This is a genomic window from Shewanella sp. 5_MG-2023 (assembly GCF_030547465.1).
Taxonomy (GTDB): domain Bacteria; phylum Pseudomonadota; class Gammaproteobacteria; order Enterobacterales; family Shewanellaceae; genus Shewanella.
The window spans coordinates 1-26,311 of sequence record NZ_JAUORC010000004.1; the positions used below are offsets into that span (position 1 = coordinate 1).

The following is a 26,311-nucleotide window of genomic DNA, read 5'->3' on the forward strand; positions in this document are numbered from 1 at the left end:
TGGCTGGGATACCAGGATTCGAACCTGGGGATGCCGAGATCAAAACCCGGTGCCTTACCACTTGGCGATATCCCAATCTAAAGCTTTTTCGAAAAACCCGCTAATGCCAGCCTTTCTATATAATGGTACGGGAAGAGAGACTTGAACTCTCACACCTTACGGCACCAGAACCTAAATCTGGCGTGTCTACCAATTCCACCACTCCCGCACTGACTCTGTTTAACATCCAGAACACGATGCTCATTTAACCTTGAGAAGGTAGCCAGTCATATTTCTAAAACCTTGCGGCTTTAACTAACCAGCGAATCTCTAGTTTGACATCTTGAGAAGATGGTAGCAATGGCGGGACTTGAACCTGCGACCCCAGCATTATGAATGCTGTGCTCTAACCAGCTGAGCTACATTGCCACTTTATCTTTCGTTGCCCTCGTCGTGAGGACGGGGCGTATTATGCTTATTCAGCGTATCGAGGTCAACTGCTTTTTTTAGCTATTTTCATCAATTGGCACTGTTCGGCTATAAGTTCACCAAACTGCGTAGCAAATCGGCATATTTGACCAAAAAAGTTAACCTCGACCGCTTGTTTGACTAATTAAAGTCTACAAATACTATTTATACGTTGAATAAGAAATGCATTACATCGCCATCTTTAACGATATAAGCTTTACCTTCTACGCGTAACTTACCTGCTTCTTTAGCACCTGCTTCACCATTAAACTCGATAAAGTCATCATAGGCCATTACTTGGGCGCGAATAAAGCCACGCTCAAAGTCGGTGTGGATCACACCAGCAGCTTGTGGCGCACTGGCGCCTACTGGCACAGTCCATGCTCTTACTTCTTTTACACCTGCAGTAAAGTAAGTCTGTAAGTCCAATAATTCATAACCACCACGAATAACGCGATCAAGCCCTGGCTCATCAAGACCAAGGTCTGCCATAAACTCATCACGCTCTTCAGCGTCCATCTCAGCAAGCTCAGACTCAATAGCGGCACATACTGCAACCACCACGGCGTTTTCTGTCGCGGCAATGGCTTTAACAGCATCTAAATGTGGATTATTCTCAAATCCATCTTCAGATACGTTAGCAATGTACATGGTTGGCTTTAGGGTTAAGAAGTTAAGGTAGGCAATTGCAGCCATTTCTTCTTTGCTTAACTCTAATGAACGCAGCATTTGGCCTTCATCTAAAGTTGGACGCATTTTTTCAAGTACTTCTACTTCAAACTTAGCATCTTTGTCGCCGCCTTTAGCGCGCTTTTGCTGACGGAAGATAGCACGCTCTAAGCTGTCTAAATCCGCTAACGCAAGTTCAGTGTTGATAACATCAATATCGCCTGCAGGGTCAACCTTGTTAGCAACATGAACGATGTTGTCATCTTCAAAACAACGTACAACGTGACCAATGGCATCCGTTTCACGAATGTTAGCTAGGAACTTGTTACCTAAACCTTCACCTTTTGATGCGCCAGCAACTAAACCTGCAATATCCACAAATTCCATTGTAGTCGGTAAAATACGTTCTGGATTAACAATCGCTGCTAATGCATCTAAACGTGGATCAGGTACTGGAACCACACCCGTATTTGGCTCAATGGTACAAAACGGGAAGTTAGCAGCTTCGATTCCTGCTTTAGTTAACGCATTAAATAGTGTTGACTTACCAACATTTGGCAAACCCACAATGCCGCATTTAAAACCCATATTTTTACCTTTATATAATTAAACTCACCTAGGAAGTGGTAAGTTGTGTCAAATCAATAATCAAAGCGCGGCTAATTAGAGCGCTTTGAATGTGTGTAATCGGTGCATCGCTTTCGCCATGTCTTGTTTAAACAATATTTCAGTTGAACGCACCGCTTCATCTATTGCTGCGTCCATCTTTTCTTGATCGCTCGCTGGCGCTTTACCTAAGACATAACCACTGACGCGGTTTTTATCTCCAGGGTGACCAATACCAATACGTAATCGGTAAAAGCCTTTTTCATTGGCAAGCTTAGCAATAATATCTTTTAAGCCGTTATGACCACCATGACCACCGCCCAATTTAAACTTGGCAACGCCCGGCTCCATATCAAGCTCATCATGGGCCACTAATATCTCTTCAGGTAAAATACGAAAAAAGTTCGCTAATGCGCCCACTGACTTACCGCTTAAATTCATAAACGTAGTAGGTATAAGTAGACGCACATCTTTACCATCAATAGTGACTCTGGCGGTTAAGCCAAAATATTTACTGTCTGGCGCTAAGGTGGCGCCACATAAACGCGCTAACTCTTGTACATACCATGCACCCGCATTATGACGAGTGTGGGCGTATTCTGCACCTGGGTTAGCAAGGCCGACAATTAGTTTTATTTGACTCATTAGCACTCAATTTCAGTGGTTAAATGACTGCGTTATCTTCAATATCATTTATCCATCTTAATAGTTATAGACTAAGATTTTGTGATTTGAAGGCGCTAAAGCGCGGCATTTTAACACTCAAAACTGAACTCAACAAATACACTGTGATAATTAGACAGAATGGGGATAACCTCACTGTGAAAAAGTTCACAGTGAATATAGTTAACCGCCATTAGAAATTGCGTGGTGGGGGAAGGCGTGATTGCTGATTAAATAGAATAAGTTACGCTAAACCCAATGCGTATTTAAGCACTTTCTGTTTGATCGGATTATCGTAGTTTGCCAGTTTCAACAACCCATTTCTTAACAGTTTTATTGGTAATAAATCATTACTAAAGCCTGCATAGAATGCATCCATTGCTGACATCATCAATAAATTATCGCTATAACGTTTGCATTGATACTGCTTTAAACAAGATGCTGTCCACCAAGGTTTATCATTGCCTACTGCATCGGCAATGGTTGCAATCAATACATCGACATCTTTAAAACCAATATTGACGCCCTGCCCTGCAAGCGGGTTAATGGTATGGGCTGCATCACCTAAAATCACAATATTATCTTGGCAATAATCTTGGGCATGACGTCTTGTGAGCGGGAAACTGCCTCTAGCTATAACGGTAAAGTTCTCATCAAGCCTTGATGGAAAGTTAAGCTTAATTTGCTCAGCCAGTTGTTTATGATTGAGCTGCATAAGCTGCTTAATGCGACTATTACTGTCATACCATACTAATGAGGCGTTATTACCCGGTAATGGCAGTAATGAGCGTGGCCCTTGAGGGGTAAACTGTTGCCAAGTTATGTCTTGCTGCGCGGTGTCAGTTTCAACATTAATGAGCATGGCTGACTGAGCATAATCCCAGCCAGTAATACCAATACCGGCCCATTGTCTTACTTGTGAGTTAGCCCCATCTGCGCCAACTAATAATGATGCATGTAATTCAACGCCACTTTTAAGGGTCGCTTTCATTCCTTGAGACAATGATTTTACGTCACTATTGCTCATTTCAATACGCTCGAACTTAGCAACGCTATCAGGGCAATAACAATGCACATTGTCCATCTTTTCAATTTGCTGCCACAGACTCAGTTGAATTAAGCGGTTCTCAAAAAAATAGCCCAGATGTGATTCATCGATCTGATCAGCATGAAAACGAGTAATGCAATCATCGAGCTCCCAGGTTTCTAAACCTTTATAGGCCACATGACGCATAGTGCGTAATTGCTCCATTACGCCCAAGCGTTCGAGTAATTGCTCAGAGGCCACACTAATAGCTGATACGCGCAAATCTAACGGCTGCTCAGGTAAATAGGCTTTAGGCGCGAATGCTTCAACCATGGCAACATTTAAGCCAAGCTGACCTAATCCTACAGCTACAGCTGCGCCCACCATACCACCGCCAACGATGACGACATCATGTTCAACTACATTCGATGCTTGATGCATTGTCTATTTACCTTTAAAAAAACTGTAATACTGAAACAACATTGACTGTGACGATTATTATGCCAATAAGCGTCACTTAAACTATGTACAAAGATGTCTGTAACGCCTCGATTGTGTCGATATGTTGCTATCTTGAGTTTGAGCAACACTTGCTTACACTGATTAAACTTTGACCACCAAACCTTACCTTATACTGAGACTGTCTAGTATGACATGCCTTGCAACCAACCCCTTAAATGTCAAGGTAAGAGAGGATAGTATGTTCAGTCAAAGCACCTATGTACAATCTAATAATGGAACCCTTAAATCACTAACAAGCAGCCGTAATACGTTAATGAGTTATGTAAAAAAGTTTACTAAGTCACTCTATACTATGCCGCTACTTGCAGGGCTTGTTGCTGGCGCAGCCATTATGCCAATGACAGCACAAGCCGAAGTACAACCGATGGAAACCATTACGGTTATTCACCGTTCATCCTTCGATTATGCCTTATATCAACAAACCACGGAAATGCTTACGCAGTTTAATAGAGAGCTAGCGCAAAAAATAATTGTTCAAGCAAGACAAGATAACGTCACAATGGCGAAACAATTTGGCTATTTTACCAATCAATCAAATGAGTTAGCCCAAATAGATAAACACCCTGAAAATATAGGGGTATTAGTCATTTCAGAATAATGCCGCTTAAGTGTGCACAAAGGCTAGCCAGCGAGCCTTTGTGCAGTTAAAATACTCGGCTATTTTTCTGTGGTAATAGAACGGCGTAACTGATGAGTAAAAAACTACACATAAAGACCTGGGGCTGTCAGATGAATGAATATGATTCATCAAAAATGGCTGACTTGCTGGACGATTATCAAGGTTATACCTTGACTGAGGATGCTGAAGAAGCAGACGTACTGCTACTAAACACATGTTCAATTCGCGAAAAAGCGCAGGAAAAAGTGTTTCATCAGCTTGGTCGCTGGAAAACCCTCAAAGACAAAAAACCTAATCTAATTATCGGTGTAGGTGGTTGTGTTGCCTCACAAGAAGGTAAAGCCATTAAAGAACGTGCTCAGTGCGTTGATATTATTTTTGGCCCACAAACCTTACATCGCTTACCTGAGATGATCACCCAAATTAATAATGGCGATAAAGCAGTTATTGATGTGAGCTTTCCTGAAATTGAAAAATTCGATCGCCTACCAGAGCCTCGCGCTGACGGTCCATCGGCGTTTGTGTCTATTATGGAAGGCTGCAGTAAATACTGTTCATTCTGCGTAGTGCCGTACACCCGCGGTGAAGAAGTTAGCCGCCCGGTTGATGATGTCATTTTAGAAATCGCACAACTTGCTGAACAAGGTGTACGTGAAGTAAACCTGCTTGGTCAAAACGTGAATGCGTTTCGCGGTGCTACCCATGATGATGATATTTGCACCTTCGCAGAGTTATTGCGTCTAGTGGCATCAATTGATGGTATCGACCGTGTGCGTTACACAACGAGTAACCCCATTGAGTTTTCACAAGACATTATCGATGTTTATGAAGACACCCCTGAAGTGGTGAGTTTCTTACATTTACCAGTGCAATCGGGATCAGACCGCATTCTAACTAATATGAAACGTGGTCATATGGCAATTGAATATAAATCAATTATTCGTCGTTTACGTAAAGCGCGCCCTGATATCCAAATCAGTTCCGACTTCATTGTCGGCTTCCCTGGTGAGTCAAATGCTGAATTTGAAGACACCATGAAGTTGATTGAAGATGTCAGTTTTGACCACAGCTTTAGCTTTATCTACAGCGCCCGTCCAGGAACACCAGCGGCTGATTTGCCAGATGATGTCACCATGGAAGAAAAGAAAAAGCGCTTAGCGATTTTACAAGACCGTATTACCCAACAAGCCATGCGCTACAGCCGCCAAATGTTAGGCACTGTTCAACGTATTTTAGTTGAAGGCCCTTCAGTTAAGAACCCTATGGAGCTTCGCGGCCGTACTGAAAATAACCGCGTAGTGAACTTTGAAGCTGATCCTAAGTGTATTGGCGGTTTTGTGGATGTTGAAATTGTTGATGTATATACAAACTCGCTGCGCGGCGTATTTATTCGTGGCGAAGACGAGATGGATTTACGTCGAAGTTTACGTCCGTCAGATATCGTAGCCAAACACAAAACTGATGATGATATTGGTGTAAGCCAATTTACCCCAGGCAGCTAATTTAGCCATAAAACGGGTTTATCATTATTTAATAAAGGCGGCCTCGAGCCGCCTTTATTGTGCTTTTCAGTTAATACCGTGGTATTTTAACTTTTATATCTATTCGCATTCTTTTTCTTTTGGAGCATTATTTTTGTCCACTAAAGTTACTACCATGAATTTATACCTCGAGCCTGCTGAAACTCGAAGAATTGCCTCATTATGTGGTCCATATGATGACAACATTAAACAGCTTGAACGTCGTTTAGGTGTTGAGATTATCCATAAGAATAATCATTTCAAAATCGTTGGCCTGCCAAGACATGCCTTTAATGCTAATAATTTACTGAAACAGCTATACATTGAAACCCAAACTGTTAAAGGTAGCACCCCAGATTTAGAGCCAGAGCGAGTGCATTTAGCCATTCAGGAGGTCATTAACCTCGAAGCTGAATCATCGGCTGAAGATGACACCCTGCATATCAAAACTAAACGCGGCATCATCAAACCTCGCAATCCAAACCAGTCTGTGTATGTGGCGAATATGGCCAAACACGACATTACCTTTGGTGTGGGACCTGCCGGTACCGGTAAAACCTTTTTAGCAGTTGCCGCAGCTGTTGATGCCCTTGAAAGACAAGAAGTAAGACGAATACTCCTTACCCGCCCAGCTGTTGAGGCTGGCGAAAAATTAGGTTTTTTACCAGGGGATTTAAGTCAGAAAGTCGATCCCTATTTACGCCCGCTTTATGATGCCTTATTTGAAATGATGGGCTTTGAGAAAGTTGAAAAGCTACTTGAACGTAATATTATTGAAGTCGCGCCTTTAGCCTATATGCGTGGTCGAACCCTAAATGATGCGTTTGTTATATTGGATGAAAGCCAAAATACTACCGTTGAGCAAATGAAAATGTTCTTAACCCGTATCGGCTTTAACTCGAAAGCGGTGATCACCGGTGATATTACCCAGATAGATTTGCCTCGCAGTCAAAAATCAGGGCTTCGCCAAGCCATTGAAGTATTGAGTGAGGTCGATGAAATCAGCTTCAACTTCTTTATGTCTCAAGATGTGGTGCGTCACCCGATTGTGGCAAGAATTGTCGAAGCTTATGAAGCCTTTGATTCAAAAGAGCTAGCACAAAAAGCTGAAAAAGAGCGCCAGTATAAACAACGTCAAACGGCCTTTAATGAACAAATGGCCAATGTGGACGTTAACGCCAACGAGATCAGTAAAGACGGAGCAATAAATAATGAGTCTTAAACTTGATTTAGATCTGCAAATTGCCGTTACTGACAGCAGTAAGCTCCCCAGCCGAAGTGAATTTGAGCTATGGGTAGCGACAGCCCTTGGTAACACTATGGCGCAAGCTGAACTGACCATCAGAATTGTTGAAAATACTGAAAGCCAGCAACTTAATAATACTTACCGTGGTAAAGACAAGCCGACTAATGTATTGTCTTTCCCCTTTGAAGCGCCTCCAGGGATTGAGTTACCGCTATTAGGCGATCTCATCATTAGTGCTGAGGTGGTAGAACTTGAAGCAAATCAACAAAATAAGCCCCTTGTCGCACATTGGGCCCATATGGTTATTCACGGCTGCTTGCATTTACTAGGCTATGACCATATTATCGATAATGAAGCTGAAGAAATGGAGTCATTAGAGACTCAACTCATTGAAGGCTTAGGTTTTTCAAATCCATATAAGGAAGCGTAAATAAATCAGACGACTGCATATAACATGCTGATTTTGATTTAGTAAAATATTATGAGTGACGACATCCCACCGAGTACCAACGCCCGTAAGAAGAACTGGATTGGCAAAATTAGTCAGATGTTTCAGGGCGAACCTCAAAATCGCGAAGACTTAGTTGATGTAATTGCTGGCGCAGAAGAGCGCTCTTTAATTACTGAAGACACCCGCGAAATGATGAATGGCGTATTAGAAGTATCAGGGTTGCGGGTACGCGACATCATGATCCCTCGAAGCCAAATAGTCACATTGCAAATCGATAGCACTGTTGAAGAGCTACTAGAAACAGTCATTGAGTCTGCACACTCCCGTTTTCCTGTGGTCAACGAGGATAAAGATCATATTGAAGGTATTTTGCTTGCAAAAGATTTACTTAAATATGGTTTCAAACAATCAGCTCAACCTTTCTCATTGCATCAAGTCATCAGGCCTGCGGTTGTTGTGCCTGAAAGCAAACGCGTTGATGTACTGCTAAAAGAATTCCGCTCCCAGCGATATCATATGGCCATCGTGGTCGATGAATATGGCGGTGTATCCGGCCTAGTGACGATTGAAGATATCTTAGAAGAAATCGTCGGTGAAATCGAAGACGAGTTCGATCATAGTTCAGTAGAAGATACCGAAATCAAAAAGATCAGTAACACCGTGTTTATGATTAAAGCACGTACACCGATTGATGAATTTAATGACGCTTGTGGCACCCAATTTAGCGACGAAGAATTTGATACCGTAGGCGGCTTAGTTTCACACGCATTTGGTCACTTACCAGAGCGAAATGAAACTGTCGTTATCGATAATATCGAGTTTAAAGTCACCAATGCTGACACCAGACGTTTAATTCAACTTAGTGTGAAGTTACCCGATCAAAAACTGCTAGAAGAACTCGACGACTAACTCTGTGCTAAAAAATAAACTTTCCAAGTCATCAGTGATTAAAATGGTGACTGCATTTGTTGCAGGTGCTTCAACCACACTTGCTTTTGCCCCCTACGCTATTTGGGCTTTTTACCCCGCAGCAATGCTGTTTGTTTTATGGCAAAGTCGCAGCCTAACCCCGAAAGAAAACTTCTTTCATTGGTTAAGCTTCGGCTTTGGCTGTTTTGCATTTGGCATTAGTTGGGTACATGTCAGCATTGATACCTTTGGTGGTTTACCGCTAATAGTATCAATGGCATTAATGGCAATATTGGCGCTTTATCTGGCCTTATTTCCAGCGCTAGCAGGTTATCTCACTGCGAAACTGTCCCAATATCAGCAAACTCAAGGCTGGCAAGTTTATTTTCGTTACTTAGGGTTATTCCCCGCACTGTGGGTATTTACCGAGTGGATGCGCGGTTGGGTTCTCACAGGTTTCCCTTGGTTATGGGCAGGCTACAGTCAAACCCAAGGGCCATTGTCAGAGCTTGGCAGTATAATTGGCGCATTAGGCTTAAGTTATGTTATCGCACTGGTTTGTGGCAGTATCGCACTGGTGTTATATCAACGTTTTGCCAGTGTTATCATCATATTCTCTTTGATATTTATCAGCACTTACCTTGCGCCGCACATCTCCGACATAAGCCCACGAAATGAAACGGTTAAAGTGGCTTTAGTACAAGGCAATATTGAGCAAAGTATGAAGTGGGAGCCTGACGCACTATGGCCAACTTTACTCAAGTATATGGATTTAAGTCGGCCTAATTTTGATGCTGATATCATCATTTGGCCTGAAGCCGCGATTCCAGCGCCTGAAGCTATGGTGGCAGACTTTTTACATAATACCGACAAGGTGGCTAATTTAAATAATAGCGCCATCATTACCGGTATTATTAGCATGCAACAAAATGACTTTTATAACTCATTAATTGTATTGGGCAATGCCTATCATCCTCAGCAGACTGAGGGCGATTACGTTGGAAGTGGCATTAATGATTACAAGAAACATCATCTATTACCAATAGGTGAGTTTGTCCCTTTTGAAAGCCTTTTACGCCCAATAGCCCCGTTTTTTAATTTACCCATGTCATCTTTTGCACGTGGCACCTATGAGCAAAAAAACCTTAATGCTTTAGGCTATCAAGTGGCACCGGCTTTATGCTACGAAATCGTCTTTCCTGAGCAATTACGCGCCAATGTGAATAAAGACACTGATTTTTTACTCACAGTGTCTAATGATGCCTGGTTTGGTGACTCTATCGGGCCACTGCAACACATGGAAATAGCCCAAATGCGCGCAATTGAGTTGGGGCGCCCCTTAGTCAGAGCCACCAACAACGGTGTTACCGCTGTGGTCGATATTAAAGGCCGTATTACTCACCAACTGCCACAGTTCAAATCTGGAGTATTAGTGGCTGACGTTGCCTTATATGACGGTGAAACTTGGTTTAAGCGAATAGGCCAAACACCGTTACTCATATTATGTAGCTTGATAATTTTATTTAGTTTTATATATCAACTATTATTAAACAAAGGCAGAAAAAAATAGCAAGGAGGCCATGATTGCAGCAAGCATTGCCAGTTAAGCCAAATATATTCAATCCAAATGGATTTACATTAATTGAGTTAGTGGTGGTCATTATCATTTTGGCCGTCATTGCCATTATTGCTGCGCCAAAGTTTATCAACTTTGCCACTGAAGCCCGAATTAACGCATTATCACAATTACAGAGCAGCGTTAAAGCAGCTAATACCCTCGTTTATGCACGCACGCAAATGCCCAGTATTTCTACCCGAAGTGTTCCAGGTCGTGATGATTTAACCGATATCGATTTAGAAGGCGATGGCAGTTTCAATACCCGTTTAATAAACGGTTATCTTGATAATACTGATATCGAAAAATGGATTGTGTCGATGGACGATTGGGAAATCCAATATCGAGGTGCACCTGAAACCTATATTGGATATGATCTCAATGACGATGGTGAAGTGCGTGATGACAACTGCTATTTTTTGTACACCCAGGCCAGTAGTGAAGCTAACCCGCCAACATACCAAGTTAGCACCTCGGGTTGCTAAATATGCGCTTTAAACTCAGTTAATCGATAAAAAATTGACCATAAAACACTATTGCATAAACATAAGACGTAAAACACTATTACATAAACATAAGACGTAAAGCACTATGCCACTTAAGTCAGCTAGCATAGTTGCTGTCTCAAACAATCTCTAAAATCGTGCTATTGTTTGAAATAGGCAGCGCTTTAAGGCGTTAGCGCTTCTCGAGTGAACATTTCATTATCGCATTGTGGGCAATCTGGAATAATACTGGGGAATTCAATTTTCATTTCATGATTACACTCAGTACAAATCACTTTACCTTGGTTAATCACCTCCCCTGACATATAAAAACCCTGATGCTTAAAGTCTTGGGCAATTTCATGCCACTCTACTTGGCTGCGATCAGTAATTTCACCCAGCCAGTGCCATAAGGTGTTTTCAATACCAATGACAGTTGGGCTAAAACTGAGGTTATCGGCATTTTCCTCTTTTATGTAGCTGGCGATGTCACGCTTTAAAAAATCTTCTGCTAAAGCAAGCTCCTCGGCATCGGCGGCTGACTTTAATTGCAAATAATCTTTACACTGGGTCACAGAAGCAAAAAGGCTCTTTGCCGTCAATGAGTTATCTTCATCATATTGTTTCTTAACTTGCTCAAAAAGCGTCTTATATAGTGCTAATAACGCTGAACTTCGTCCACTCATAGTAAATACTCCTTCATCTGAACCTTTTTAATGCATCACTTCTAGTTTATTCTATGCAGATCTTACTCGCGCTTTTTAGCGCTAGATCAAACAATGGGCGGCATTGGCCGGAATAGAGTGATGCAAGAGCAATATAATCCCTCAGAAATTGAAGCCTTGGTGCAAAAGCACTGGGAAGACAAAAAAACCTTCGAAGTAACTGAAGATGCAAACAAAGAGAAATTTTACTGTCTCTCTATGTTCCCTTATCCATCAGGCCGACTTCACATGGGACACGTGCGTAACTACACCATAGGTGATGTTGTTGCTCGTTACCAACGTTTGCAAGGTAAAAATGTGTTACAACCTATCGGTTGGGACTCATTTGGTCTACCTGCAGAGAATGCCGCAATCAATAATAAGACTGCGCCTGCGCCATGGACTTATGAAAATATCGACTACATGAAGAACCAACTTAAGCTATTAGGCTTTGGTTATGATTGGAGTCGTGAAATCGCGACTTGCACCCCTGAGTATTACCAGTGGGAACAATGGTTCTTCACCCAGTTATTTGAAAAAGGCTTAGTCTACAAAAAGACCGCCTCAGTTAACTGGTGTCCAAACGATGAAACAGTACTGGCTAACGAGCAAGTACAAGACGGTTGCTGTTGGCGTTGTGACACTGAGGTGGTTCAAAAAGAAATCCCTCAGTGGTTCATTAAAATCACCGATTACGCTGAAGAGCTATTAAACGATATCGATAAGTTAGATGAATGGCCTGAGCAAGTTAAGGCGATGCAACGTAACTGGATTGGCCGCAGTGAAGGGATTGAAATGACTTTCGGTGTTGCTGGCAGTGACGATAGCTTTGATATCTATACCACTCGTCCTGATACCGTGATGGGCGTAACCTATGTTGCAATTGCCAGTGGTCACCCTCTTGCTGAAGCTGCAGCAAAGAATAACCCTGAGCTTGCTGCATTCATTGAAGAATGTAAAAACGTTGATACTACCGAAGCGGCTATGGCTGCAATGGAAAAGAAAGGCGTTGCGACCGGTCTTAATGCAATCCACCCATTAACCGGCAAAGAAGTGCCTATTTGGGTCGGTAACTTTGTATTAATGAACTACGGTACTGGCGCAGTAATGTCAGTTCCAGCCCATGACCAACGTGATTATGAGTTTGCTAAAAAATACGGTTTAACCATTGAAGCTGTGATCAAGCCTGCTGATAGCGATGTGGATATCAGTGAAGCTGCCTTTACTGATAAAGGCGTGCTATTTAATTCAGGTGAGTTTGACGGTTTAGAGTTCCAAGCTGCATTCGATGCTATTGATGCCAAACTGACTGCTGAAGGTAAAGGTAAGCGTCAAGTGAACTTCCGTCTGCGTGACTGGGGGGTATCGCGTCAACGCTACTGGGGCGCTCCTATCCCTATGGTTACGCTTGAAGATGGCACTGTAATGCCAACACCAGCTGAGCAACTGCCGGTTGTATTACCTGAAGATGTGGTAATGGATGGTATTCAAAGCCCGATAAAAGCTGACAAAGAGTGGGCTAAAACCACGGTAAATGGCCAGCCAGCACTGCGTGAAACTGATACCTTTGATACCTTTATGGAATCATCTTGGTATTACGCCCGTTACTGTAGCCCCCATGCAGATCAAATGCTTGATCCTGCTAAAGCAAACTACTGGTTACCAGTGGATCAATATATTGGCGGTATCGAGCATGCTTGTATGCATTTGCTATACTTCCGCTTCTTCCACAAGTTGCTACGTGATATTGGTTTAGTTGACTCTGATGAGCCAGCCAAACGCTTACTGACTCAAGGTATGGTATTGGCTGATGCTTATTACTATAACAACGAGAAAGGCGCCCGCGTTTGGGTTTCACCATCTGACGTTACAGTACAAGAAACTGACGATAAAGGCCGTGTAGTAAAAGCGGTAGACAGTGAAGGTCATGAACTGGTTTATACCGGCATGAGCAAGATGTCTAAGTCTAAGAATAACGGTATCGACCCACAAGAAATGGTTGATAAATACGGTGCTGACACCGTGCGTTTATTCATGATGTTTGCAGCCCCACCTGAGTTAACCCTTGAGTGGCAAGAATCAAGCGTTGAAGGCGCACATCGATTCATTAAGCGTTTCTGGAAAACAGCTCATGATCATATCGCTCAAGGTGATGTGGTTGAACTTGACCCTAAAGCACTTGATAACAATCAAAAAGCACTTCGTCGTGAATTACATAAAACCATTGCTAAAGTCAGTGATGATGTTGAACGCCGTCAAATGTTCAATACCGCCATTGCCGCTATCATGGAACTGATGAACAAGTTGCAAAAAGCCCCGTCTGCTAATGAGCAAGACAGAGCCCTGATGCAAGAAGCATTATCAGCAGTAACACGTTTGCTTTACCCAATCATCCCACATACTTGTTTCAGCATGTGGACAGCCTTAGGTAACCAAACTGATATCGAAGATAGCCTATGGCCAACAGTTGATGAGTCAGCACTAGTTGAAGATAGCAAACTGATTATCGTGCAAGTTAACGGTAAGCTGCGTGCTAAAATCACAGTAGCTGCAGATGCTGCTAAAGAAGAAGTAGAAGCCCTAGGTTTAGCTGATGAAAACGTACAAAAATTCACTGATGGCGTCACCGTACGCAAAGTGATTTATGTACCAGGCAAACTGCTAAACATCGTTGCTAATTAATCATTTATAAGTAACGATAGCTTGAAGGTGACAAATGACAAGCAATTAGCCTCGTCATTCGTCGCCTTCATAAAGTTAAAGATGTAACCTAATACCCATCTTATGCATGTACAGTTAAAGGATGCCAAAAACAGTGATGCTAATTAAACGCATTAACTTGGCCTTGTTGGCGCTCGTCATTATGACCAGTGCTGGTTGCGGCTTTAAATTACAACGTAGCTATTCAATTCCTGCCGAACTTGAAGAATTGCACCTGCGTTCCAATGACCAATACAGTGAACTGACCCGTCTAGTTAATGAACGCTTACGTATTCACCGTGTGGCAACCGTACCCGCATCAGATGAAACAGCCACTTTAAGCCTCATCAATGACTCACTAGAGCGTGCTACCCTGTCTTTATATCCTACGGGTAACGTAGCTGAGTATGAGCTTATTTATGTGATTAATTACACTGTTATGTTCCCAGGCAGCGAGCCACAGCGATTCGTATCTGAAATTCGCCGTGATTATCAAGACGATCCGCGTACAGCACTAGCAAAAAGCCGAGAAATGGAAATGTTAGTCAAAGAAATGCGTATTCAAGCGGCTGATAATATTATCCAAACTCTGGCCTCAATCGAGGTGAATTGATGCGGGTTTACCCAGATCAATTAAATCAGCATCTCAAAACACTCCATGGTTGTTATTTACTCTTTGGTGACGACCCATGGTTAATTGAAAACTGCAAAGCACAAATTCTCAGCGCGGCTAAAAAACAAGGTTTTGAAGAGCGGGTACATTTAACTCAAGACAACAGCTTTAGCTGGAATGATTTGCAACAAGAGTGGCAATCAATGAGTTTATTTGCCAGTCGCCGCATCATCGAGTTGACGCTTCCCCAAGCAAAACCTGGCACCGAAGGTTCGGCAGCGTTAACAGCCATGATGCAAAATCCTAATCCGGATATTATTCTGATTATCCATGGGCCAAAGATATCTGCTGAAACCAAAAGCAAATGGTTTAAATCCCTTGATAACGACGGTATTTATTTACCTTGCGCTACCCCTGAAGGGAAACAGTTCCAGCGCTGGTTAGATAATCGCATTCATTTTTACAAGTTACAGGTGCAGATGGACGCCAAAGCCATGCTGTTTAACTTGTTTGAAGGTAATTTGTTGGCTGCTGAGCAAGCCTTGCAATTATTGCAATTACTCAGCCCTGATAAGCCAATCCACAGCGATCATTTAAACGATTATTTTGAAGATCAGTCGCGCTTTACTGTGTTTCAGTTAACCGATGCGCTACTAGGAAACCACCAAAAACATGCCCAGCATATGTTGGTACAGCTTAATGCTGAAGGCACTGCGATGCCAATTCTAATGTGGGCATTGTTTAAAGAGTTAAATGTATTACTCAGTTTAAAATCTGCAGTAGAGCAAGGCGAGCAACTGAATAGTTTATGGTCTAAACATCGTATTTGGGATAAGCGTAAACCCTTTTATCAAGCGGCATTAACCCGACTGAGCCTCAGTCAAATCGAACACATGCTAGCCTTTGCCTCAAAAATTGAGCGCAACCTCAAGCAGCATGGGGTAGAAGATTGGACCGCTATCAGCCATTTAAGTCTGTTATTTGATCCTAATGCCCACAGACGATTAGCCCATATAGAACTGCAAACATGAAGATTGGGATTTTAGGCGGCACCTTTGATCCCATTCATTATGGTCATATCAAACCTGCCATTGAAGTAAAACAACAGCTCAATTTAGACAAAATTTGGCTAATGCCTAATCATATCCCGCCTCACAAACAAACCACTAAAGTTAGCAGTGAGCAACGCTTAGCTATGGCTGAGTTAGTTTGTCAGCAATATGATGAGCTTGAAGTGTGTGATATCGAAATTAATCGTGATAGTCCATCTTACACTGTGACCACTCTTGAGTTATTAACCCAGCGTTATCCCCAGCATCAATTTTATTTCATAATGGGCACAGACTCTTTTATTCAGCTAGCGTCATGGTATCAATGGCAGCAATTATTTGCCCTGTGCCATTTGGTGGTTTGTCGCCGCCCTGGTTGGTCAGCGAGCCATGACCATCCGATGATGCAACTGCTTAAACAAAAGCAAGTAGATTGTCAGCAAGCTGAGTCGATTGAGGCTAAAGTTGGCAATATATTCCCAGTTGAAGTGACCTTGCAAGATATCTCCTCTACTGAAATAAGGGCGCAGCTGACTCAGTTAATGGCTAACGAAACTCACTTACCCACCCAAAGCACTAAACTACTCGCACAAAGCACTCATTTTTCCGCTGATGGCTCTTTGAAATTAGCAAAAGGCTCATTAAATAAAAAACTCCCAGCGTGCATCCAAGCCTATATTTTACAACATCAACTTTACCGTTAACCCCTCGTAATTCCCGCCTCAAAAATCGCTGCTGTTAAAATCAATTTCAGCTTCAATTGCGCTCGCATAGGTATTTTGCGTATAATGCCCCGTTATTTTTATATATCGAGGTAAGTGACGTGCAGAGCACGGAATTAAAAGATTTTGTTATCGATAAAATCGATGACCTGAAAGCCAAAGACGTTGTGGTATTAGACGTTGCAGAACAATCACAAATCACTGATTTTATGGTTATTTGCTCTGGCACATCAAAAACACACGTTCGCGCAATTGCGGAAAATATGATCGTTGAATCTAAAACTGCAGGCTTACAACCATTAGGTGTTGAAGGTCGTGAGAGCAGTGAATGGGTACTGGTTGATCTAGGTGGCGTAATCTTACATGTAATGCAAGACCAAACACGTGAGTTTTATGATCTAGAAAAACTATGGTCTGAAAACAACGCATAATGAAGTTACAACTGATTGCTGTTGGCACCAAGATGCCAGATTGGGTAACCCGCGGATTTGAAGAATACCAACGTCGTTTTCCTCGTGATATGGCGTTAGAGTTGATTGAGATCCCCGCAGGAAAGCGCGGTAAAAATGCTGATATAGCACGCATTCTTCAAAAAGAAGGCGAACTAATGCTAGCAGCAGTACCCAAAGGCAATCACATTGTAAGCCTAGACTTGCCTGGTAAGAACTGGGAAACCCCACAACTTGCCGAGCAACTCAGCAAATGGCAGCTTGATGGCCGTGATGTCAGTTTATTGATTGGCGGTCCTGAAGGTCTTGCGCCAGCATGCAAAGCTGCTGCAAGCCAAAGCTGGTGTTTATCCGCCCTCACTTTGCCCCATCCATTAGTTCGAGTACTGGTTGCCGAAAGCCTTTATCGAGCATGGAGTATAAATAACAACCACCCCTACCATAGAGAGTAAACCTTATTGGTCAAGGCTCTGGTAAAAGCAAAGCTAATTCAGCTAATATAACAAATCTGAATTTATTAGCCTGAATCTCATCGGAGAAAGCTTAAGTGTCGCCAAAAAAGCGCATTGCCATGCACGACCACGCTGCCGAGGCGTCGCTATTCAAACGTCGTGCTTTGTTCACTTTCCTGTGCGTGTTTATTCTCATCAGTGTTTTATTGTCTAACCTTTATCAACTGCAAGTTGTCTCATACACTGATTATGAAACCCGCTCTAATGACAACCGTATCCGCGTTGTGCCCGTAGCCCCGAGTCGCGGCTTAATCTACGACCGTAACGGCCAACTGCTTGCTGAAAACCAGCCGTTTTATACCCTAGAAGTCATCCCAGAAAAGTCTAAAGATATTACTGCGACCCTAGATAAACTCAATGAGGTTATTGCCCTTACTGAAGAAGAGCGTGAAAGTATCACTGAAAGATTACGTTATCATCGCCGCTTTAAACCATTAACCATCAAAAGCCGATTAACTGAAGAGCAAGTTGCCGCATTCAGTGTTAACCAACATCAATTCCCCGGTTTTAGAGTCGAAGCAGGCCTTAAACGCCATTATCCCTATGAAGATTTGATGACTCACGTATTGGGTTATGTGGGTAAAATTAACACCCGTGATCGCGCATCTCTTGAAAAATCGGGTACCTGGAAAAATTACGCCGCCACTAATGATATTGGCAAACAGGGGATTGAAAAGTTCTATGAGAGCCTATTATTAGGCACCCCTGGTCACCTTGAAGAAGAAGTGAATAACCGTGGCCGCGTGATCCGCACCTTGAAGGTGACCCCGCCAACGCCTGGGCAAGATATTTACCTCACCTTAGATTTAAAACTACAGCAAAAAGCTATGGAACTATTAGATGGTCGCCGCGGCTCAGTGGTTGCAATCGATCCACAAGATGGCGGCGTACTTGCGATGGTATCAAGCCCAAGTTATGACCCTAATTTATTTGTTCACGGTATTAGCAGCAAGGCGTATAACGCACTACTAAACGATAAATCACGCCCTCTTATCAACCGTGCAACCCAAGGCCAATACTCACCAGCATCAACAGTAAAACCGCATATTGCACTACTGGGCTTAGAACAAAAAGCCATTAGCGAAAAAACCCGCATCTGGGATCCAGGCTTTTGGCAAATTCCCAATGTCGAACGTAAATACCGCGACTGGAAACGCTGGGGCCACGGCTGGGTTGATGTATACAGTGCCATCATGGACTCCTGTGATACCTTCTTTTATGACTTAGCCTATAAAGTCGGTGTCGATAAGATTGCTGATTTCATGAACCAATTTGGTTTTGGCGAATCAAGTGGCATTGATATCTACGAAGAAGCCAACGGCATCATGCCATCAAAAGATTGGAAGCGCATGCGTTACAATCAGCCTTGGTATATTGGTGATACGATTTCGGTGGGTATTGGTCAAGGCTACTGGACCTCAACACCATTACAGCTTGCTAATGCCGCCACCATTTTAGCCAATCACGGCACCCGTTATACGCCGCATTTATTAAAATCATTTAAAGATGACACAGCTAAAATCGATACCCCGATTGATGAGCGTGAACCAATAAAATTAAACGATGATAATAACTGGGAAATCATTAACGAAGCGATGCGAAAAACGGCTGATAAGTCTCGCTTTACTGATGCCAAATATACCGCAGCAATGAAAACCGGTACTGCGCAGGTATTTAGTGTTGCCCAAGATGAAAAATACGATGCTGATACCGTGTCAGAGTTTTTACGAGATAACGCCTTAATTATTGCCTACGCGCCTTATGAAAACCCTAAGATTGTTCTCGCGGTGGTTATTGAAAATGCTGGCTGGGGCGGAGTCAATGCTGGACCTGTCGCCCGGGCGCTATTGGATGAATACATGTTACGAGATCAATGGATGGTGGAACAATGAATACCTCACACCACCCACACAAACAGACTATTTGGCAAAAACTACACATAGACTTACCGTTATTGTTGGGCCTACTCGCGCTAATGATTTTTGGCTTGTTTGTGATTTATTCTGCCAGCGGTGAAGACTTTGCCATGATGGAAAGGCAATTAACCCGCTTTGGCTTGTCATTATTTGTCATGTTTATCTTTGCCCAAATAAACCCTGAAATTCTCAGGCGCTGGGCTTTACCCATTTACGTGGCAGGTATCATCCTACTGCTAGGGGTACACTTTTTTGGCACCATTAATAAGGGCGCACAGCGCTGGCTAAACTTAGGCTTTATGGAGTTTCAGCCATCAGAACTTATCAAACTCGCCTTCCCTATTACTATGGCGTGGTACATCAGTAAATTTCCGCTACCACCGAAAAAACGTTATTTAGCCGGTGGTTTGGTTATTCTGCTAATTCCTACGTTACTGATTGCTAAGCAACCTGATTTAGGCACCTCAATTTTGGTCGCCGCTTCGGGGATTTTTGTGCTGTTTTTATCAGGCATGAGCTGGGTAATTGTCGGCAGTTGTGTGACCGCGGTTTTAGCCTTTTTACCGGTACTGTGGTACTTCTTAATGCACGACTATCAGCGCACTAGGGTGATGACCTTGTTTGATCCTGAGCGCGACCCTCTCGGCGCGGGTTATCATATTATTCAATCGAAAATCGCCATTGGCTCAGGTGGTCTATGGGGTAAAGGCTGGCTGCAAGGCTCACAATCACAACTTGAGTTTTTACCAGAGCGCCATACCGACTTTATCTTTGCTGTTATCGGTGAAGAGTTTGGCCTGATCGGCAGTTTACTGTTACTTGCCCTGTATATGTATATCATCGGCCGCGGCTTGGTGATCGCATCGCGAGCGCAAACCTCCTTTGCTCGCTTACTGGCAGGCAGTATTACCTTAACCTTCTTTGTTTATATTTTCGTCAATATTGGTATGGTATCTGGCATCTTACCTGTTGTGGGAGTGCCCTTACCTTTAATCAGCTATGGCGGCACCTCGATGATGACATTGATGATAGGTTTTGGCATTCTGATGAGTATTCAAACCCATAGACGCTTTGTGGATAGGTAATCCCAGCCAAACCTAATGAAATAACTTAATAAGGAAAACTGCCGCACAGCTGAATTGACATCACTTAGCGGTAGTCCAATTACACAGGACCTTAAATGCAAATAACAACTAAAATCGCAACAGCGCTGGCATTACTTCTCAGTTCAACAACACTTTTTGCGGCGCCAACGCCGCCAACAGAGCAAGACGTCAGCGCACTAAAACAGGCTTTTATCACTGAACAAGTGAGCAAGGGCTTTACCGAACAAGAAGTTCAGCAATTCTTATCATCTGCTAATCATAATCAAGCCGTACTTGATGCTATTTCCAAACCTTGGGAAGCCAAACCTTGGCACCAATACTATCCCATCTTTTTAACTGACTCCCGTTTAGAAAAAGGCTTAGCCTTTTGGCAAAAAAATGCTGAAACCATCAAGCAGGCCTCAGAAAAATTCCAAGTTGACCCGCAAATCATTGTTGCCATTATCGGTATCGAAACCTACTACGGCGGCTACATGGGTAACTATAAAGTACAAGATGCGCTGTATACATTAGGCTTTTACTATCCTCCTAGAGCCACCTTTTTCAGGAAAGAATTTGGCAACCTGATGTCATTAATTAAAGAAGAGCAATTAGATAATGACAATCTTAAAGGCTCTTACGCTGGCGCTATGGGTTATGGCCAGTTTATTCCTTCAAGCTATCGTCACTACGCGGTTGATTTCAGCGGTGATGGCCGCCGAGATCTATTGAATAGTAAGCCGGATGCTATTGGTAGTGTTGCTAATTATTTCCACCAACACGGCTGGAAAAAAGGCGCACCTGTTGCCCTTAAATTAAATCACACCGTTGAAACCGCGCCTAAAGCCAAGGTATGGCTTAAAGGTAAGCCGACACAAACTGTGGCTGATATCTTGACCCCAAGTTTATCCCTAGCGGCTGCCAAAGATATTGATGCATCGCAATCTGCATTACTGATCAAACTTGAGCAACCCAAAGCAACAGACTACTGGTTAGGGCTTAATAACTTTTATGTGATTACCCGCTACAATCGCAGCCCACTATATGCCATGGCGGTATATCAATTTAGCCAGCAATTAGCAGCTGCGTACCACTCAGGTGCAGCCCCTGCACATGACAACAAATAAGATGCGCACTCACATGAACGGTCAAATAAACTGTCACATTAAATATGACATGCTAAAAAAGTCACTCATTAGTCTCGCCGTGGTTGGGTTGTGCGGTGCATTGGCTGCGTGTTCAAGTTCACCGACGCCAACTAGCCAAGATGACCGCTATCAGCTCAAAGATGATCGCGCCCCTAAAAGTGCCCCCGATGTCAGTAAGGTTGAAGATGCCCACCCAAAGTATGAGCCCTATAGTCGCCAAGGAAACCAGCAAAACTATACTGTGCGCGGCAAGTCATATCAGGTGATGTCGAGCGCGAAAGGTTTTAAACAAACGGGCGGCGCATCTTGGTATGGGTCAAAGTTTCATGGCCACCTAACATCAAACGGCGAAACCTATGATATGTACTCCATGTCAGCAGCCCATAAAACCTTGCCATTACCAAGTTATGTGCGAGTCACTAATGAGGCTAATAACAAACAAGTGATTGTCAGAGTCAATGATCGTGGCCCATTCCATGAAGGGCGCATCATTGATTTATCCTACGCAGCGGCCTACAAAATTGGTATGTTGCAGCAAGGCACCGCTAAAGTCAGCATTGAAGCCATTCATATTGAGTCACCAGAATCAATGGCACTAGATGAACTAAAAGACTCCAGCGTGCATTTTATTCAAGTGGTGGCCTCTAAAGATCTGCTGCGGATTAATGTGCTGGCAAAAGAGCTTGAACAAAAGTACCAAGTGCCGGCAAAAGTTGAAGCGGCTAATGGCTTTTATCGCCTACAACTCGGGCCAATTGGACAGCGTTATTTAGCGAATAAAGTATTAGTGCAGCTAAAACAAGATGGCCACCCTAATAGCTATATGATGTACCCTAAAAAATAACCAGTTTTTGAAAAATAATAAATTAGCCTGCCTGACAGTTTATTTATGTTAATGAAGCTTAATGTCAAATTGTCAGCGACTAATGATATAATGTTTTTAATTATGTCGTTTATTCATTTAAACCTACTAAAGATGCTTTAAAGTAATAATCTTGCTTGGTTTTTATGCTATTTTTGATAAATGCGTTTGTTGGTGCTTTCACTAGCACATCAAACACGGTAAGTTAAAAATAAACCCTAAACGACGTCACCTTCTACATTGACCAGAGATGTGCCAATTTAATGATGAATATTGTTAACACTCCCCTAAAATCTTTGCTGTTGCTTTCTGCGGTATCTTTTTCATCTCAAGCAGCCAACGCAGCTAATGCACCTATGGTTATGCCTAATGCGCCGACTGTCGCCGCTAAAGCTTATGTTCTAATGGATTACAATTCAGGGCGCGTGATTGCTGAAAGCAATGCCTATGAATCACTTAACCCTGCTAGCTTAACTAAAATGATGACCAGTTATGTTATTGGTCATGAAGTTAAAGTCGGTAATATTTCTTTAGATGATGAAGTAACCATCAGTAAAAAAGCTTGGTCTAAAAACTTCCCAGATTCGTCAAAAATGTTTATTGAAGTGGGTAAAACTGTCACGGTCGAAGATTTAAACCGCGGCATTATTATTCAATCAGGTAACGATGCCTGTGTGGCAATGGCAGAACATATCGCCGGCACCGAAGATGGCTTTGTTGACTTAATGAACTCATGGTCAAAGCAACTGGGCATGACCCAAAGTTACTTTGAAAACTCACATGGTTTAGATTCTGATAATCACAAAACCACCGCCTATGATATGGCATTGCTAGGCGCAGCGTTAATTCGTGATGTGCCAGATGAATACCGTGTTTATTCAGAAAAATCTTTCACCTTTAACGGCATTAAACAATATAACCGTAACGGCCTATTGTGGGATAACAGCCTTAATGTTGACGGCATCAAAACTGGCCATACATCAGGTGCGGGTTACAACTTAGTGTCTTCAGCAACCAATGACGGTATGCGTCTCATTACCGTGGTGATGGGTACTAACAGCGAGTCAGCCCGTAAAGCTGAAAGCAAAAAGCTGCTTAACTACGGTTTCCGTTTCTTTGAAACCATTACCCCATATAAAGCTGGCGACACCTTTGTTACCCAAAAAATCTGGTATGGTGATCGTGAAACGGTTGATTTAGGTGTCGTTACCGACACGCCTATTACCATTAATCGCGGTCAAGCTAAAAACTTACAAGCAAACTTTGAGCTAACTAAGCCACTAACGGCGCCGTTAGCGAAAGGCGAAACTGTTGGCCGTGTTTTCTTCCAATTAGATGGCAAAGACATAGCTCAATTCCCATTAGTCACTTTAAATGAAGTCAATGAAGGCAGCTGGTTTAGCAAATTGATGGATTACTTCAAGCAAATGTTTGAAGGCTGGTTTGGTGAATAATAAGCTAAGCTATTTTCTAAATAATTAGCAAAATGGTCAGTTAAACAAACTGATATCTACAATAAAGCCACCTTCGGGTGGCTTTATTGTTATCGAAGCAGCAGCGCAAAACTAGCGCCTTAGGTAATAAATTACAATGGCGCAGTAAAAATGACCATCAAACGCTGCTCGCAGACTTGTATTACAGTATAATTACCCCATATAGAAGTGATAACAGCTTCAACTGTACCTGCTGTAATATCTACAAACAGGCGCATTCAACCGTAGAGAGCAAACACATGTTAGAAACAAACTTTGGCGAACTAATGGATTTTCCAAATTCATGCCCATTCAAAGTCATCGGTAATGCTGACGATACCTTAGCTGATCGCATCGTTGCTGTAGCGCAAAAACTCGCACCTGGCGATTATGCGCCAACAGTCAAAGCATCAAGCAAAGGCACCTACTACGCAGTATCAATTCGTATTACTGTTACCAGTAAAGAACATATTGAGCAAGTTTATACAGATCTTGCTGCAATTGAAGGTGTAAACCGCGTACTTTAACACCGCTCAAAATGGTATAAAACGTGATCCACCTATCACTTTGATGTTATTTCAGTGATAGGTGCGTATAATAAGCCAACTTTTTTGAGGGAGAGCTTGCCCTTGCAAACTCAGACGTTACATATCAGGCATCTTGGCCGCCAAGATTACGAGTCGGTCTGGCATGCCATGCAAAGTTACACTGACAATCGCGACAGTGACAGCAACGACGAGCTATGGATAGTTGAACATTCACCGGTATTCACCCAAGGCCAAGCAGGCAAAAGTGAACACATTCTCAATCCTGGCGATATCCCAGTGATCCAAGTGGATCGCGGCGGACAAGTCACTTATCACGGCCCCGGCCAACTGGTTGTCTATCCACTCATTGACATAAAAAGAAGTAAACTCGGTGTGAGACAATTAGTGAATAATATCGAGCAAAGCATCGTTGATATGCTCGCCATGTACGATGTCAATGCTTACGCCAAAGCAGATGCACCCGGTGTCTATGTTGACGAGCGAAAACTCGCGTCATTAGGGTTACGCATTCGTAAAGGCTGCTCTTTTCATGGCCTTGCCCTCAACGTCGATATGGATTTAGCACCATTTCTGCGCATTAATCCTTGTGGTTATGCCGGACTTGAAATGGTGCAATGCAAAGCCTTAGGCGGCCCACAAACCGTGACTGAAGCTGGCGACAAACTGATTCAAACATTAAGCCAAGTATTAGGCTACCAAGAACTTGTACATCATCAAGGATTAGCAGAATAAAATGAATAGGCCTGAAAGATTACAACCCGGTGTTAAATTGCGTGATGCTGAAAAAGTCGCGCGTATCCCTGTTAAAGTGGTTCCATCTGAACGTGAAACCATGTTGCGTAAACCAGATTGGTTAAGAGTAAAACTCCCTGCATCAAACCAGCGAATTACTGATATAAAATCAGCACTGCGTAAAAACGGTTTGCACTCAGTATGTGAAGAAGCCTCATGCCCTAACCTTGCTGAATGCTTTAACCACGGTACTGCCACCTTTATGATCTTAGGGGCGATTTGTACTCGTCGTTGCCCTTTTTGTGATGTTGCCCACGGCCGTCCACTAAAGCCTGATGCAGCTGAGCCTAAGAAACTCGCGCAAACCATTCAAGATATGAAGCTTAAATATGTGGTGATCACCTCTGTAGATCGTGATGATTTACGTGACGGCGGCGCACAGCACTTTGCTGATTGTATTCGTGAAATCCGCATCTTAAATCCTGAAATTAAAATTGAAATTTTAGTGCCTGATTTCCGTGGCCGTATTGACGCCGCTTTAGATATTTTAGCCACTGAGCCACCAGATGTGTTCAACCACAACCTTGAAACAGCGCCAATGCATTACCGTAAAGCGCGTCCAGGGGCAAATTACCAGTGGTCATTGGATTTACTAAAACGCTTTAAAGACCGTCACCCTGATGTTCCAACTAAGTCAGGTTTAATGATGGGCTTAGGGGAGTCAAACGAAGAAATCGCCGATGTATTACGTGATTTACGTGCTCATAACGTCGAGATGTTAACCTTAGGTCAATACTTACAACCAAGTAAGTTCCACTTACCGGTTGAGCGTTACGTGCCACCAGCAGAGTTTGATGAGCTAAAAGCATTAGCTGACGAGATTGGCTTTACCCATGCAGCCTGTGGCCCGCTTGTACGTTCAAGCTACCATGCGGATTTACAAGCGCAAGGTAAAGAAGTGAAGTAAGCTTTATTTGCTTCCTAAGAGACTAAAACGGCGCCTAGAGCGCCGTTTTTAAT

24 protein-coding genes, 3 tRNA genes and 1 pseudogene are annotated in these 26,311 nt (G+C 42.9%); 21 read left to right on the plus strand and 7 right to left on the minus strand.

The features are described from left to right. The 6 genes from Q4557_RS02830 to Q4557_RS02855 form a co-directional block, all read right to left on the minus strand. Nucleotides 1-75, minus strand: a tRNA-Gln gene (locus Q4557_RS02830). A gap of 48 nt (nt 76-123) precedes the next feature. Next, nucleotides 124-208 (minus strand) — tRNA-Leu (locus tag Q4557_RS02835). Between the two features lie 123 nt (nt 209-331). Then, a tRNA-Met gene (locus tag Q4557_RS02840) sits at nt 332-408 on the minus strand. Between the two features lie 204 nt (nt 409-612). Next, nucleotides 613-1,704: a redox-regulated ATPase YchF gene (ychF, locus tag Q4557_RS02845; protein ID WP_102438973.1), complete on the minus strand. Its 1,092-nt coding sequence runs from the start codon at nt 1,702-1,704 to the stop codon at nt 613-615. A 75-nt stretch (nt 1,705-1,779) separates the two neighbouring features. Then, nucleotides 1,780-2,367 (minus strand): aminoacyl-tRNA hydrolase, encoded by a 588-nt coding sequence (pth, locus tag Q4557_RS02850; protein WP_102438975.1) that lies wholly within the window; start codon nt 2,365-2,367, stop codon nt 1,780-1,782. Between the two features lie 262 nt (nt 2,368-2,629). Further along, a complete protein-coding gene (locus Q4557_RS02855) occupies nt 2,630-3,853 on the minus strand; it encodes an FAD-dependent monooxygenase (RefSeq protein ID WP_303410541.1) in 1,224 nt (407 codons plus the stop codon). 259 nt (nt 3,854-4,112) lie between these two features. On the opposite strand from Q4557_RS02855, the gene Q4557_RS02860 reads away from it, so the two are divergent. The 7 genes from Q4557_RS02860 (at nt 4,113) to Q4557_RS02890 (ending at nt 10,779) form a co-directional block, all read left to right on the plus strand. After that, on the plus strand, nt 4,113-4,532 hold the full coding sequence (locus tag Q4557_RS02860; RefSeq protein ID WP_102438979.1) for a hypothetical protein: 420 nt from the start codon (nt 4,113-4,115) through the stop codon (nt 4,530-4,532). Between the two features lie 92 nt (nt 4,533-4,624). Further along, nucleotides 4,625-6,055, plus strand: coding sequence for a tRNA (N6-isopentenyl adenosine(37)-C2)-methylthiotransferase MiaB (gene miaB, locus Q4557_RS02865; protein ID WP_102438981.1), 1,431 nt, complete (start codon nt 4,625-4,627; stop codon nt 6,053-6,055). Nucleotides 6,056-6,188: 133 nt separating this feature from the next. After that, nucleotides 6,189-7,295, plus strand: coding sequence for a PhoH family protein (locus tag Q4557_RS02870; protein ID WP_102438983.1), 1,107 nt, complete (start codon nt 6,189-6,191; stop codon nt 7,293-7,295). Next, nucleotides 7,285-7,749, plus strand: a complete 465-nt coding sequence (ybeY, locus tag Q4557_RS02875; protein ID WP_102477091.1) for an rRNA maturation RNase YbeY — start codon at nt 7,285-7,287, stop codon at nt 7,747-7,749. The genes Q4557_RS02870 and ybeY overlap by 11 nt, the downstream gene beginning before the upstream one ends. 51 nt (nt 7,750-7,800) lie before the next feature. Further along, a complete protein-coding gene (corC, locus tag Q4557_RS02880; RefSeq protein WP_102438987.1) occupies nt 7,801-8,679 on the plus strand; it encodes a CNNM family magnesium/cobalt transport protein CorC in 879 nt (292 codons plus the stop codon). Nucleotides 8,680-8,722: 43 nt separating this feature from the next. Beyond that, entirely contained in the window at nt 8,723-10,249 is a 1,527-nt protein-coding gene (gene lnt, locus Q4557_RS02885; protein ID WP_102532072.1) for an apolipoprotein N-acyltransferase, read from the plus strand. A gap of 14 nt (nt 10,250-10,263) precedes the next feature. Continuing rightward, on the plus strand, nt 10,264-10,779 hold the full coding sequence (locus tag Q4557_RS02890) for a prepilin-type N-terminal cleavage/methylation domain-containing protein (protein ID WP_102438989.1): 516 nt from the start codon (nt 10,264-10,266) through the stop codon (nt 10,777-10,779). Nucleotides 10,780-10,964: 185 nt separating this feature from the next. On the opposite strand, the gene Q4557_RS02895 is transcribed toward Q4557_RS02890, so the two are convergent. Next, nucleotides 10,965-11,465 carry a zinc ribbon-containing protein gene (locus Q4557_RS02895; protein WP_076543105.1) on the minus strand — a complete coding sequence of 167 codons (501 nt, stop codon included), beginning with the start codon at nt 11,463-11,465 and terminating at the stop codon, nt 10,965-10,967. A 120-nt stretch (nt 11,466-11,585) separates the two neighbouring features. Here Q4557_RS02895 and leuS point away from each other — a divergent pair, with 120 nt between their 5' ends. From leuS to lipA, 14 genes and pseudogenes are all read left to right on the plus strand, one after another. Beyond that, nucleotides 11,586-14,165: a leucine--tRNA ligase gene (leuS, locus tag Q4557_RS02900; RefSeq protein ID WP_102439165.1), complete on the plus strand. Its 2,580-nt coding sequence runs from the start codon at nt 11,586-11,588 to the stop codon at nt 14,163-14,165. A gap of 136 nt (nt 14,166-14,301) precedes the next feature. After that, nucleotides 14,302-14,796, plus strand: coding sequence for an LPS assembly lipoprotein LptE (lptE, locus tag Q4557_RS02905; protein ID WP_303410737.1), 495 nt, complete (start codon nt 14,302-14,304; stop codon nt 14,794-14,796). Continuing rightward, nucleotides 14,796-15,827, plus strand: a complete 1,032-nt coding sequence (holA, locus tag Q4557_RS02910) for a DNA polymerase III subunit delta (protein ID WP_102438993.1) — start codon at nt 14,796-14,798, stop codon at nt 15,825-15,827. The genes lptE and holA overlap by 1 nt, the downstream gene beginning before the upstream one ends. Beyond that, nucleotides 15,824-16,438: pseudogene (gene nadD / locus Q4557_RS02915) on the plus strand (nicotinate-nucleotide adenylyltransferase); the annotation flags it as partial. The gene holA and the pseudogene nadD, both read left to right, overlap by 4 nt. 230 nt (nt 16,439-16,668) lie before the next feature. Then, nucleotides 16,669-16,998 carry a ribosome silencing factor gene (gene rsfS / locus Q4557_RS02920; protein ID WP_076543101.1) on the plus strand — a complete coding sequence of 110 codons (330 nt, stop codon included), beginning with the start codon at nt 16,669-16,671 and terminating at the stop codon, nt 16,996-16,998. Further along, nucleotides 16,998-17,468: a 23S rRNA (pseudouridine(1915)-N(3))-methyltransferase RlmH gene (gene rlmH, locus Q4557_RS02925; protein ID WP_076543100.1), complete on the plus strand. Its 471-nt coding sequence runs from the start codon at nt 16,998-17,000 to the stop codon at nt 17,466-17,468. The genes rsfS and rlmH overlap by 1 nt, the downstream gene beginning before the upstream one ends. Before the next feature lie 95 nt (nt 17,469-17,563). Continuing rightward, the gene (mrdA, locus tag Q4557_RS02930; protein ID WP_102477088.1) at nt 17,564-19,420 is read left to right on the plus strand and encodes a penicillin-binding protein 2; all 1,857 of its coding nucleotides are present in this window, start codon (nt 17,564-17,566) and stop codon (nt 19,418-19,420) included. Continuing rightward, entirely contained in the window at nt 19,417-20,529 is a 1,113-nt protein-coding gene (gene rodA, locus Q4557_RS02935; RefSeq protein WP_102477087.1) for a rod shape-determining protein RodA, read from the plus strand. Before mrdA ends, rodA begins: the two co-directional genes overlap by 4 nt. A gap of 95 nt (nt 20,530-20,624) precedes the next feature. Further along, nucleotides 20,625-21,656: a lytic murein transglycosylase B gene (mltB, locus tag Q4557_RS02940; RefSeq protein WP_303410555.1), complete on the plus strand. Its 1,032-nt coding sequence runs from the start codon at nt 20,625-20,627 to the stop codon at nt 21,654-21,656. 49 nt (nt 21,657-21,705) lie between these two features. Then, entirely contained in the window at nt 21,706-22,521 is an 816-nt protein-coding gene (locus Q4557_RS02945) for a septal ring lytic transglycosylase RlpA family protein (RefSeq protein WP_102439167.1), read from the plus strand. A gap of 281 nt (nt 22,522-22,802) precedes the next feature. Next, on the plus strand, nt 22,803-23,993 hold the full coding sequence (locus Q4557_RS02950) for a serine hydrolase (protein WP_076543096.1): 1,191 nt from the start codon (nt 22,803-22,805) through the stop codon (nt 23,991-23,993). Nucleotides 23,994-24,271: 278 nt separating this feature from the next. Beyond that, on the plus strand, nt 24,272-24,538 hold the full coding sequence (gene ybeD, locus Q4557_RS02955; RefSeq protein ID WP_076543127.1) for a DUF493 family protein YbeD: 267 nt from the start codon (nt 24,272-24,274) through the stop codon (nt 24,536-24,538). 102 nt (nt 24,539-24,640) lie between these two features. Beyond that, entirely contained in the window at nt 24,641-25,291 is a 651-nt protein-coding gene (lipB, locus tag Q4557_RS02960) for a lipoyl(octanoyl) transferase LipB (RefSeq protein WP_076543095.1), read from the plus strand. Nucleotide 25,292: 1 nt separating this feature from the next. Beyond that, nucleotides 25,293-26,258, plus strand: a complete 966-nt coding sequence (gene lipA / locus Q4557_RS02965; RefSeq protein ID WP_076543094.1) for a lipoyl synthase — start codon at nt 25,293-25,295, stop codon at nt 26,256-26,258. Nucleotides 26,259-26,311 lie beyond the last annotated feature (53 nt).

What these genes read in the sequence shown, in the direction of transcription:
- ychF (WP_102438973.1), bottom strand. Translation starts at nt 1,704, where the DNA reads ATGGGTTTTAAATGCGGCATTGTGGGTTTGCCAAATGTTGGTAAGTCA.
- pth (WP_102438975.1), bottom strand. Translation starts at nt 2,367, where the DNA reads ATGAGTCAAATAAAACTAATTGTCGGCCTTGCTAACCCAGGTGCAGAA.
- Q4557_RS02855 (WP_303410541.1), bottom strand. Translation starts at nt 3,853, where the DNA reads ATGCATCAAGCATCGAATGTAGTTGAACATGATGTCGTCATCGTTGGC.
- Q4557_RS02860 (WP_102438979.1), top strand. Translation starts at nt 4,113, where the DNA reads ATGTTCAGTCAAAGCACCTATGTACAATCTAATAATGGAACCCTTAAA.
- miaB (WP_102438981.1), top strand. Translation starts at nt 4,625, where the DNA reads ATGAGTAAAAAACTACACATAAAGACCTGGGGCTGTCAGATGAATGAA.
- ybeY (WP_102477091.1), top strand. Translation starts at nt 7,285, where the DNA reads ATGAGTCTTAAACTTGATTTAGATCTGCAAATTGCCGTTACTGACAGC.
- corC (WP_102438987.1), top strand. Translation starts at nt 7,801, where the DNA reads ATGAGTGACGACATCCCACCGAGTACCAACGCCCGTAAGAAGAACTGG.
- lnt (WP_102532072.1), top strand. Translation starts at nt 8,723, where the DNA reads ATGGTGACTGCATTTGTTGCAGGTGCTTCAACCACACTTGCTTTTGCC.
- Q4557_RS02895 (WP_076543105.1), bottom strand. Translation starts at nt 11,465, where the DNA reads ATGAGTGGACGAAGTTCAGCGTTATTAGCACTATATAAGACGCTTTTT.
- leuS (WP_102439165.1), top strand. Translation starts at nt 11,586, where the DNA reads ATGCAAGAGCAATATAATCCCTCAGAAATTGAAGCCTTGGTGCAAAAG.
- lptE (WP_303410737.1), top strand. Translation starts at nt 14,302, where the DNA reads ATGCTAATTAAACGCATTAACTTGGCCTTGTTGGCGCTCGTCATTATG.
- holA (WP_102438993.1), top strand. Translation starts at nt 14,796, where the DNA reads ATGCGGGTTTACCCAGATCAATTAAATCAGCATCTCAAAACACTCCAT.
- rlmH (WP_076543100.1), top strand. Translation starts at nt 16,998, where the DNA reads ATGAAGTTACAACTGATTGCTGTTGGCACCAAGATGCCAGATTGGGTA.
- rodA (WP_102477087.1), top strand. Translation starts at nt 19,417, where the DNA reads ATGAATACCTCACACCACCCACACAAACAGACTATTTGGCAAAAACTA.
- mltB (WP_303410555.1), top strand. Translation starts at nt 20,625, where the DNA reads ATGCAAATAACAACTAAAATCGCAACAGCGCTGGCATTACTTCTCAGT.
- Q4557_RS02945 (WP_102439167.1), top strand. Translation starts at nt 21,706, where the DNA reads ATGCTAAAAAAGTCACTCATTAGTCTCGCCGTGGTTGGGTTGTGCGGT.
- Q4557_RS02950 (WP_076543096.1), top strand. Translation starts at nt 22,803, where the DNA reads ATGATGAATATTGTTAACACTCCCCTAAAATCTTTGCTGTTGCTTTCT.
- ybeD (WP_076543127.1), top strand. Translation starts at nt 24,272, where the DNA reads ATGTTAGAAACAAACTTTGGCGAACTAATGGATTTTCCAAATTCATGC.
- lipA (WP_076543094.1), top strand. Translation starts at nt 25,293, where the DNA reads ATGAATAGGCCTGAAAGATTACAACCCGGTGTTAAATTGCGTGATGCT.